The organism is Microbacterium sp. K24 (genome assembly GCF_004794465.1).
Lineage (GTDB): Bacteria > Actinomycetota > Actinomycetes > Actinomycetales > Microbacteriaceae > Microbacterium.
On sequence record NZ_SSDJ01000059.1, the window covers coordinates 1 to 412 of the forward strand.

The following is a 412-nucleotide window of genomic DNA, read 5'->3' on the forward strand; positions in this document are numbered from 1 at the left end:
GAGTCACGGTTGTACCCACCACCCTCACGACGAGGAGCAGAGTCACGGTTATACCCACCACCCTCACGACGAGGTGCAGAGTCACGGTTGTAGCCGCCACCCTCACGACGAGGTGCAGAGTCGCGGTTGTACCCGCCACCCTCACGACGAGGTGCGCGATCGCCGGAGCGATTGTCGCCATCACGACGCGGCGCGGAATCACGGTTGTATGCGGGGCGTCCGCCGGAAGGCCGCTGGTTGCGCGATCCACTGTCGTTGTCGCGACGCGGACGGCGCTCTTCGTCTTCCGGCATGATGCTCCCTGTTTTCGTATAAACGCAAAATGGCCACCCATCGATGGGTGGCCATTTGCTTAAAAGAAGTCCGGCGGTGTCCTACTCTCCCACAGGGTCCCCCCTGCAGTACCATCGGC

1 protein-coding gene is annotated in these 412 nt (G+C 62.6%); it reads right to left on the reverse strand.

What is annotated here, in order from left to right; translation table 11 throughout:
• On the reverse strand, nt 1-202 hold a 202-nt coding region (locus DW306_RS21465; protein ID WP_205814092.1), incomplete at its 3' end, for a hypothetical protein.
• Between the last annotated feature and the right edge of the window lie 210 nt (nt 203-412).